The 8,456-nt window shown below is 67.8% G+C and carries 6 protein-coding genes; all 6 read left to right on the top strand.

Going from position 1 to position 8,456, the window contains the following annotated elements; genetic code table 11:
* The first annotated feature begins 370 nt into the window (after positions 1–370).
* The 6 genes from GVV04_RS31635 to GVV04_RS31610 all read left to right on the top strand — a co-directional run bounded on the left by GVV04_RS31635 (position 371) and on the right by GVV04_RS31610 (position 8,308).
* A complete protein-coding gene (locus tag GVV04_RS31635) occupies positions 371–1,264 on the top strand; it encodes a hypothetical protein (RefSeq protein WP_161692675.1) in 894 nt (297 codons plus the stop codon).
* Between the two features lie 280 nt (positions 1,265–1,544).
* Positions 1,545–2,762 (top strand): hypothetical protein, encoded by a 1,218-nt coding sequence (locus GVV04_RS31630; protein WP_161692674.1) that lies wholly within the window; start codon positions 1,545–1,547, stop codon positions 2,760–2,762.
* Entirely contained in the window at positions 2,759–3,298 is a 540-nt protein-coding gene (locus GVV04_RS31625; RefSeq protein WP_161692673.1) for a hypothetical protein, read from the top strand. The genes GVV04_RS31630 and GVV04_RS31625 overlap by 4 nt, the downstream gene beginning before the upstream one ends.
* Positions 3,295–3,948, top strand: coding sequence for a hypothetical protein (locus tag GVV04_RS31620; protein WP_161692672.1), 654 nt, complete (start codon positions 3,295–3,297; stop codon positions 3,946–3,948). The genes GVV04_RS31625 and GVV04_RS31620 overlap by 4 nt, the downstream gene beginning before the upstream one ends.
* Positions 3,945–7,034, top strand: a complete 3,090-nt coding sequence (locus GVV04_RS31615; RefSeq protein ID WP_235967322.1) for a coiled-coil domain-containing protein — start codon at positions 3,945–3,947, stop codon at positions 7,032–7,034. Before GVV04_RS31620 ends, GVV04_RS31615 begins: the two co-directional genes overlap by 4 nt.
* Positions 7,031–8,308: a DUF2399 domain-containing protein gene (locus GVV04_RS31610; RefSeq protein WP_161692671.1), complete on the top strand. Its 1,278-nt coding sequence runs from the start codon at positions 7,031–7,033 to the stop codon at positions 8,306–8,308. The genes GVV04_RS31615 and GVV04_RS31610 overlap by 4 nt, the downstream gene beginning before the upstream one ends.
* Positions 8,309–8,456: the final 148 nt, after the last annotated feature.

Below are 8,456 nucleotides of genomic sequence, written 5' to 3'. Positions count from 1 at the left end.
CCCTTGCGGGCGACCGCGACCACGTCACGGCGGAACTCCAGGGGGAACGCTTTCGGCATGACAGACATCCTTCCAGCGAGGAACAGATCCTCACAGGTCAGGAGTCAACCGAACCGGGTGCAGTCCCTCCGGCTATCTTGGTCGGCTTGAGCACGACTACTGGCCCTTGCACCCGAGAGGTTGGCGTGATGGATTGAGAGGGCTACAGGGTGTAGCTGCATGGCTTAGGATCACTGCCGCGGGGTCGTCACCCGGCCTCGGACCTGGGGAGGTTGTCGTGCGGCGGGTCGCGGTGGTGTGTGCTGTTGCGGTGTTGTTGAGCGGGTGCGGTGGAGGCTCCTCTGTGCAACCCACGAGCAGTAGCGCACCGGTGGGTGACGACGGTGTGATCGAGCCGACGGGTCAGGTCGGTCTGCCGTCGGGGATCGTGATCTCGAAGGACAACTTCTCCGCTCGCACCAAGGGCTTGCTGGTGTATGACGTCGCCACCGGCAATTTGCTCGCCACTGCGGTGGCGCCGGGCGAGGCCAGCGTCAACCGCCGGGAGGCCTTCGACGCGAGGATGCATCGTCTGGCATACACCAACGATTGCGAGCTGTATGTGGCGACGCTGACCGGTGGTACCTATGTCCCGTCGGGACGGTGGAAGCCGCCGCAGGCGTTCGGTGAGGCTAAGCAATGCTTCGACACCCCAACTTTCGGCGAGGACGGCCGGATCCGAGCCACGGTCGGCGCCGCGGTGTCTGAACCTGGTCGGGTGGTGTCTGTCGATCCGGCCCAGCCGGACACGGCTCCGATGGATGAGGGCGCGGGAAGCGTTCGACAGGAGAAGAAGTTCCGCATCGCCGGCTTGAACAAGTCTGATGTACGGGTTTACGTCGGCGGCGACACGGTCACCGATCTCGTGGTTACCGGGGTCAAGCCGGGCGGTGATGTACTTAGCGGCGACTTCTGGTACGACTGCAAGACGCAGGTCGACAAGGCTGCGTTCTTGTGCACTTCTTCCCGCGACATTTCGCGCCAGTACTACGGCAGCGTCGCTCTGGCTACGGTCGACGTGCCTGCGGGCACGGTGACGGTCAAGCAGGTCGCGCCGGCGAGTAAGGCTTCCCGACCGACGGTCCTGCCTGCTCCCGACAGAAAGCAGGTGGCGATCAACGACTCCACTGGCTGGTACACCACGAGCCTCGAGGGTGCTTCAAGCCCAGCCCGCCAGCCCCTCAGTGATCAGCAGAATCTCGGCGACATCCTCTTCTGGGCCTGAAGCCACTCCTCGGAGATCATGACCCGGCTGGCCCGCGACGCTGGCCAGCCTGGGCCTCCTGTCTCGGCCTGATCGATGGTGTCGTCCCGCTCGGCGGTGCAGTTGCGCGGGAAGGCTCAGTGCAGCGCCGTCGAGCCGTCCGTGGCTCTCCGTCACCCGGCGGCTGGAGCGCGAGGCATCGTCCGATGATCTTGCCGTCGGAGGCCGGGGGAGCATTTGGCAGCCTCGGCGTACGAAGGGTCTCCTGCTTGCTGGCTTACCGCGATATTGTCGACCTCCTATGAGCGATGCAGCGGCCTTGACGTTCGATGACTACGCTGCCGAATCGGCTGTTCTCGGGATCTACCGGCAGGTCTTCGCGGTGTTGGCGCGGAACGCCAACGCGATGGTGGACGATGCGGACTCGGTCGGGGTCGACGAGTCGATCTTGCAGGCGTTCGCTGACGCGGGGCCAGCCGGGATGACGATCGAACAGGCCGTGCTTGCATGTCCGGCGGTGCCGGCGGATGTGGTCCGGCGCCGGTTCGAGGTGCTGCGGTCGTACCGTGCGGTGACCCGGGTCAACGAGCGGCCGCACGAGATGTTCTACCAGGCGACGTTCGCGCCGTATGTGATGTTGCTTTTTCTGCGCCGGTTGTCGCAGACCGGGGGCCAGGCGGAGCTGCACCGGATGTTGTCGATGGCCCGGCTGGCGCTGGACGACGATGACACGACCCCGGAGGTGGTGCGCGAGCAGTTGCTGGAGATGACGACGGTTTTCCGGCTGCTGGCGAATCCGATTATGCAGTTGGCGAAGTCGGCGACGGTCGAGTCCTTGCGGACGCAGGCGCAGCCGCTGCTGGGTAACAGCGACCTGCTCGACAAGGCGCGGGTATATCACAATGCGGCCGCGGACCGGCATCCGCAGTTGTTGCCGGAGTGCACGCAGCTCCGGATGGCGCTGGCGGCCTATCGCGACGCGTTGAACACTGCGGCCGGGCGGCTGCTGGCGCACGCCGGCAAGACGCGTGCGTTGGGGTTGCTGCCGACCGAGCGGTGGCGCACGTTCGCGCGGGACAGCAGCACCGAGGGACTGGCGCAGGCGCTGGACGGTTTGCTGTTCGACGCGCCAGAGCCGTTCTTCACCGCCGACGATCTGCTGGACGCGGTGGAGGAAGGGCTGCAGTCCGACACTGGCCGGGTGCCGCCGCCGCGACCGCGTGTCGACGAGGAGCCTCCGCCGACGGAAGTCGACGTCGACCCAGAGGCGACGCTGTTGGCTCAGCGCGCGGAGGAGTTGCTCGCCGGGCGGGATGTGGTCACGGTGGCGCAGCTTCTCGCCGACGCGGGTGACTGGCCGACCGGTCGGCGTGTGTTATCGGAGGTGACCGCGATTCATCTACGCCCGGAGCTGCCGTACACGGTGACCTGGGGCGATGGGTGGCGTGTCGATGTGACGTCCACGCGGACGTGGGTCTCCGACGGCTGGTTCCGCCGGGACCAGCTGGAGGCGGCGTGAACGAGCGGGATGCGGCCCTGTGGTGGGCGCGGATCCGGTCCGGCGGTCCGCAGCAGGTCTCCGCTGGTGGACCGACACCGGCCGGGTTGCGTCGGCTGGTGGAGGCTGACGCCAAGGCGGTGTGGCTGATCCCGAACCTGCCTGACAGCGCGGGACCGGCTGTTCTGATCGAGTACGGGGTGCCGGGCTCTTCGATGATGGACAGCAAGGGAACTCTGCGAGTGCTGGCCGCGACTTTGCGGTGTTGCTGGCCTGATCCCGCAACGGATCCGTGGCCCGGGCTGCCGGCTTCGACCGGTCATGTTGGAGAGGTGTTGCGACGGCTGGTGCCGGGCCGCAACAAGGTGAGTCGTCAGCAACTGCTGTCCGCGGGGCTCCGGCGCCTATCGGTATCCGGTTGGGTCCTGCTGGAGGCAACGGACACGGTGCGGATCGGTCCGCGGATCGCGTCCTTCGGGTCGCTGGAGCTGAGCACTCTTCGGGAGCTGTGGCGGTTGATCCCCGACACCCCTGAGGACAGGTCCGAGGGGTCGTGAACCGACCGAATTCGATCTTCGAAGAGGTGCTCGGGACGTTGCCCGATCGGCAGCGGGAGCTGGTCGAAGCCGCGTACGCGCTGCTGGAGCATGGCAGCGGTCCGGTTCATCGACAGTTCTTGCCCGCGCTGAGCGATGCGACGAGCCGTGAACGGCTGGAAGAGCTACTTCGCCGAACCGGCCGGACACTGGTGACGGTCGACCAGTTGCATTTCACGTCCGGGTTCGACGACGCCGTACGGACTGAGCTCACCGAGATGGGGTGGCAGCCGCTGTCACTGGCCGACCGCGCGGTGCTGGTTCTGGTGCTGGTCCACTCGGTGGCGATCCCGCGCAGCGAGGAGCAAATCGCCGCGGACTCCTGGGAGAGCCCGTACCCAACCACGTTGCAAGACGTCACCCGTGACAGCAAAGTGCCGGTCGGCGAGGTCAGAGCGGCCCTGGGCCGACTGACCTCGTGCGGGCTGCTCCGAACGGTTCGCGGCGGCGACCACGACAGCGGATACGTCCCGGGCCCGCAGTTGTCGCGGCTGACGCCGGCCGCCCGCGAGCAGTTGCAGGACCAGTTGATTCTCGCTGCGGCACCCGACCATCCGCTGGCCGCAGCGATCCGGGAACGCCGGCACAACCGCGTGGGAGGGCAGCGTTGACGTCTGTAGCCGTGCCGTCGGACGGAGTCGTCGAGGACATCGTCGGAGCGCGCGTCCTCGCCGGCATCCAGATGGTCAACATCTCGCGGCTGTCGACTCACCCGGTGCCGATCACCGCTCGTGGGCTGATCACCGTGGCAGGACAGGGGCCCTCGGACTCCAACGGTGCGGGCAAGTCATCGTTCATCGCCGGACTGAGCCTGCTGCACGCCGACGAGCAGTGGCGGTTGCAGTCGGGGGCGCAGGCAGCGGCCGAGTTGCTGTTCACCGCCGAGCTCGCCGGTCAGGAGGCGATGCACGCCAACGCCGACCGCGGCTACCTGATCGGCGTGTTCGTGCCGCCGCAGGCCACCACGGCGGAGGAGCTGGATGCGTCGGCGTTGACGGTGTGGCTGCGGATCAACCGGCAGAGCCCGCACGTGGAGTTGCGGTGGGCCCATCGGCTGCACGTGCCGTTCGGTGACACGGAGGACGAACGGGCCGGCGGCGCCGATGGCCTGTGGGATGCTCTGCCGCGTAGCAACGGCCGCACCGACATCCGCGCCAACCGGCTCGCCCGTACCCTGTACGGCTCGACGGTCAGGTGCGTGTCTTTCCTGTCTACCTCGGTACGGGCCAGCCCGACCGCGAACCTGCTCGCTCAGCCGCTCAACGAGCTGACCCCGGAGCGGATCTTCGAGGCCATCGGTGCGCTGACCGGCCTGACCGCCGAGATCGAGCAGGAACAGAAGTCCCGGGCCGAGGAGTACGAACATGCCGGGCGGGCCGCGCGGGCCGAGGAGGAATACGAGCTGTGGGACGACCGGATGAAGGTGGTGGAGGACGGCATCACCTCACGGGAGCGTGCCCGGACGTTGCTGGCCGAGGCGCGTGACAGCTGGCGAAGCCGTTGCGCCCGGTACCTGGTCGACGGCTTCCACGAATCCGAGCGGATCGGCCAAGACGTCGAGGCGAAGGAACGTCGGCGCAAGGAACTGGACGCGCAGATCGAGACAGCCGGTGAGAAGGTCCATCGGCTGTCCGACGACAAGGCGTTCGACGAGAGCTGCCGAACCCGGATCAAGACGTACGAGGATCAGAAGGCCGTTGAGAGCGCGCTGAAGGTCGAGCAGAATCAGAACGTCGGCTCGATCGAAACCCTCGGTGGACAGCTGCGCACCCTTCAAGCCGTCGCGGCCGTCGCTGACGGGCGCACCGTTGAACAGGCCGAGGAGGAGATCGCCGAAGCCGGGAGAATGGTCCAGGCAGCGGAGCGGATCAAAGGCCGTACCGAGCACGCGCTGCGGGTTGCCAAGGCGGCGCTGTCGGCGGCGGAGAAGGGCGAGGATGTCGCGGTCGCCCAGGTCCGGTTGCTACGGGCGAACGACATCACCGCTGCGCCGCTGGTCGACACGATTTCCTTGACCGAACAGCAGCGGCCTGTATGGGAAGCTCGGCTGCTGCCCTATCGGCACGCGGTCGCCGTCGCTCACCACCAAGCTCAGGAAGCCGTCCAACTACTGGCCGCGTTACCTGGAAGCTTGCTGGTCGAAGCAGACCCGGCCGACCACCTGCTCGGGCCAGGCCTGCCGGCCGCCGCGGATCCCGACCTGCCGGTGGGGCGATTCCTCGCGGCGTTGGCAGAGCGCGCCGGTGCTGACGGTCATATCGATCTTGTGGCTGGTGTGCACGGGATCGCCGGTCTCCCGGAGGCCCTGACCGGTCGTGCTGGCCGAATCCGAGCCGCTCAGGCTCAACTGGAGAAAGCCGCCGGCGAGGACGACGAGGCTGACGAGGGGATCCGTGAGGCCGAACGGACCAAGAGCCGCGCTGACGCGCACCTGCGTGGCGCGAAAGCCGAGGCCGAGGCTGGTGCGGTTCGCGACATGGTGACGAAGCTCCGTGATCGCAACTCCGCCATCGAAGTGGAGCTGAGCAAACTCGACGGACCGTTGCGGCAGGCGAAGATCGGCTACGAGGCCGCTCTCGGTGAGAAAGCCGCCCGGGCCCAGCAGATCGACACGGCCAACCGCACTCTGGCCACCCTGAAGAAGGAACTCGAAGAGAACCGCAAAGAGTGGAACGCATTGCTCCAGCAGCGTACAGATCTCGATCTTCCCCGCCTGAACGCGCAGTGGACCGGAACGGTGGATACCGCCGAGCAGCACCTGCTCACGCTCGACGAGAACGAGGCGATACGGCCGCCGGCGGAGTGGGACGAGGTGTGCGCGCGGCTGGCCAACGAGGTGCGCGCCGCGTGCTTTCCGCCCGGTGACCCGGAGCAGAACCGGCCGGAGGAACTGCGCGTCGTCGACGAGCAACGCGCCGACCGGCGCACCGGAGGTGCATATGTGCGGCTGATCCCCGATGTGTTGCGGATCGTTGGGAACTTCCTGACCGATCATGAGCGTGTCGACCGGGAGAACGCCTCCCAGATCCAGCGGGAGCGGCAGGCGAAGACGTTCACCCTGACTGGGGCGAAGGCCGCGCTCGACGAGGCTCGGCGAACGTCGGAGGCGTTGCGGTCGACCACCGCCAAAGCGATCAAGGCGAAGCTGCGGCAGGTGTCCGACGAGTTCGACCGGCTCGACCAGACCTACGGCGGCTACGGCGGCAACCTCGACTTCCCGGAACCGGAAGCCCCCGCCGACCCGGAGAAGCCGTGGCAGTGGACGATCACCCCACGTTGGCGGCGCGGCGAGGGCAAGCCGCCGTCGTCGTACCGGCTGCGCGGCAACACCGCCCAGATGGACGACAAAGCAGTGAAGCTCGTCTGCGCGGCGGCACTCGCCGGCGCCCAGGACCGGCCGCTGCTGTTGGTCCTCGACGAACTCGGCCGCAACCTCGGCGCGGCACACCGCCGCGACGCCGTCGCCCTGTTCGAGAACATCGGCCGCGACCGGGCGATCAGCGTCGTCGGCGCCCTGCAGGACGACATGGAGAGGTACGCGATCGGCGCGTCCAGCCTCTACATCAAGCTGCGCCGCCCGTCCGACGTCATGCCGTACAACCAGGCACCGGTCGTCATCGGCAGCGAAGCCGACACCGCCCGGGTGCAACTGCTCTCCGACTGGATGACCTCGTTCCGACCGGAGCCCCAGACATGACCGACACCGACGGCACCATCCCCGAGAAACCGGACCCCGAGATCACCCTGAGCTGGATCCGCGACTACCCGGGCCTGGTCGCCTACGCACCACTGCCTCCCAGCGGCCGCTACCCCCGCGACAGCCGAGGCCGACCGAGACCGCGCTCTGCACGGCTCCGCACCGCAGAACCGAGCGAGGCCCCCCGCCGACCGGAGGGCCTGCTCAGCGACAGCGACTGGAGCTGGGTCATCCGCAGCGAGCACAGCTGGGCCGGTGTCAGCAGCAGGTTCGGTACCGACGCGCTGCGCATCATGCTGGAGCTCGCCGAAGCCGGCTGCGTGACGATCGGCTACACCCTCAACGGCAACGCCCTGGCCCAGCCGCCACGCCGGGTGTACCCGCACCCCGACCTCGCGGCAGCCGAACAGGAACGTCGAAGCCGCCGTCGGGACGACACCAGCACCCTTCGCACCAGGGCGGAGCAGATCGCGTCGGCGCTCGCCGACGACTGGCCGGATGTCAGCCGGGCACTCCGTGATACCGATCATCCCGACCGGTTGCTGTGGGCGGTGCGCGCGGCCACCGACCTGGCCGAGGGCCGCAGCCACGATTCGCTTCGCGCCTTCGTGCAGAGTCACGCCAAGGACACGAAAGCCCGCGACGACGTGAACCATCTGCTCGCCTCGATGGGCTTCGACCACGAGACGCTCATCGCACTCGGCGTTGCCCGCAACCCGTACATCGGGCTCGGTGGCCCGATCCTGCTGCACACGACCGACGGCTCCATCCTCGACCTGTCGGCGATGCCCGGGCCGCACGACATCCGGCTGAGCCCCCACATGCTGCCGCGACTGACCGTCACCGGGCCGGCTGATGTCCTGCTGGTCTTAGAGAACCGGCAGGCGGCCGAAGCGGTCTGTGACACCCGGGCCGACCTGCCGGTCGTCTGGTGCCACGGGCAGCCGCCCGACGCCGTCGTGTCGATGATCGCCCAGGCGACGCAGCAGACCTCCGCAGTCGTCATTTGCGCGGACGCCGACCTCGGCGGCGTCCGCATCACCGCCCGCATCCACGACAACCTGCCGCCGGATACCACCATCCACGTCGTAGACGTCGGCACCGTGCCGCACGACGAAGGCCGGCCCTTCAACACTCACAGCCGCAGCCGCCTCCAGCAGCTCGCACAACGCCCGGATCCGGTTGGCGTCTTCGCGCAACGCTGCCTGCACCGGGGCTACGCGCTAGAGCAGGAAGCCACCGCACGCGCCGCCCTTCAGGCTGTTTTGAAGTAGCCATCTACCTGTCAAAACTATCCGATCAGATATGCGTACCTGCCGGCAGCAGAGTGGAGATGGCGAACTCCACCGGAGCGGAGCCCCGGGACGTTTCGGAGGGCCTTCCGGCGGTCGCCGCCCACCCTGAACAGGGCAGCAAGCCACT

The organism is Micromonospora rubida (genome assembly GCF_009908295.1).
GTDB lineage: Bacteria > Actinomycetota > Actinomycetes > Mycobacteriales > Micromonosporaceae > Micromonospora > Micromonospora rubida.
The sequence above is the reverse complement of the archived record's forward strand: the minus strand, read 5'-3'. Positions and strand labels throughout refer to the sequence as shown.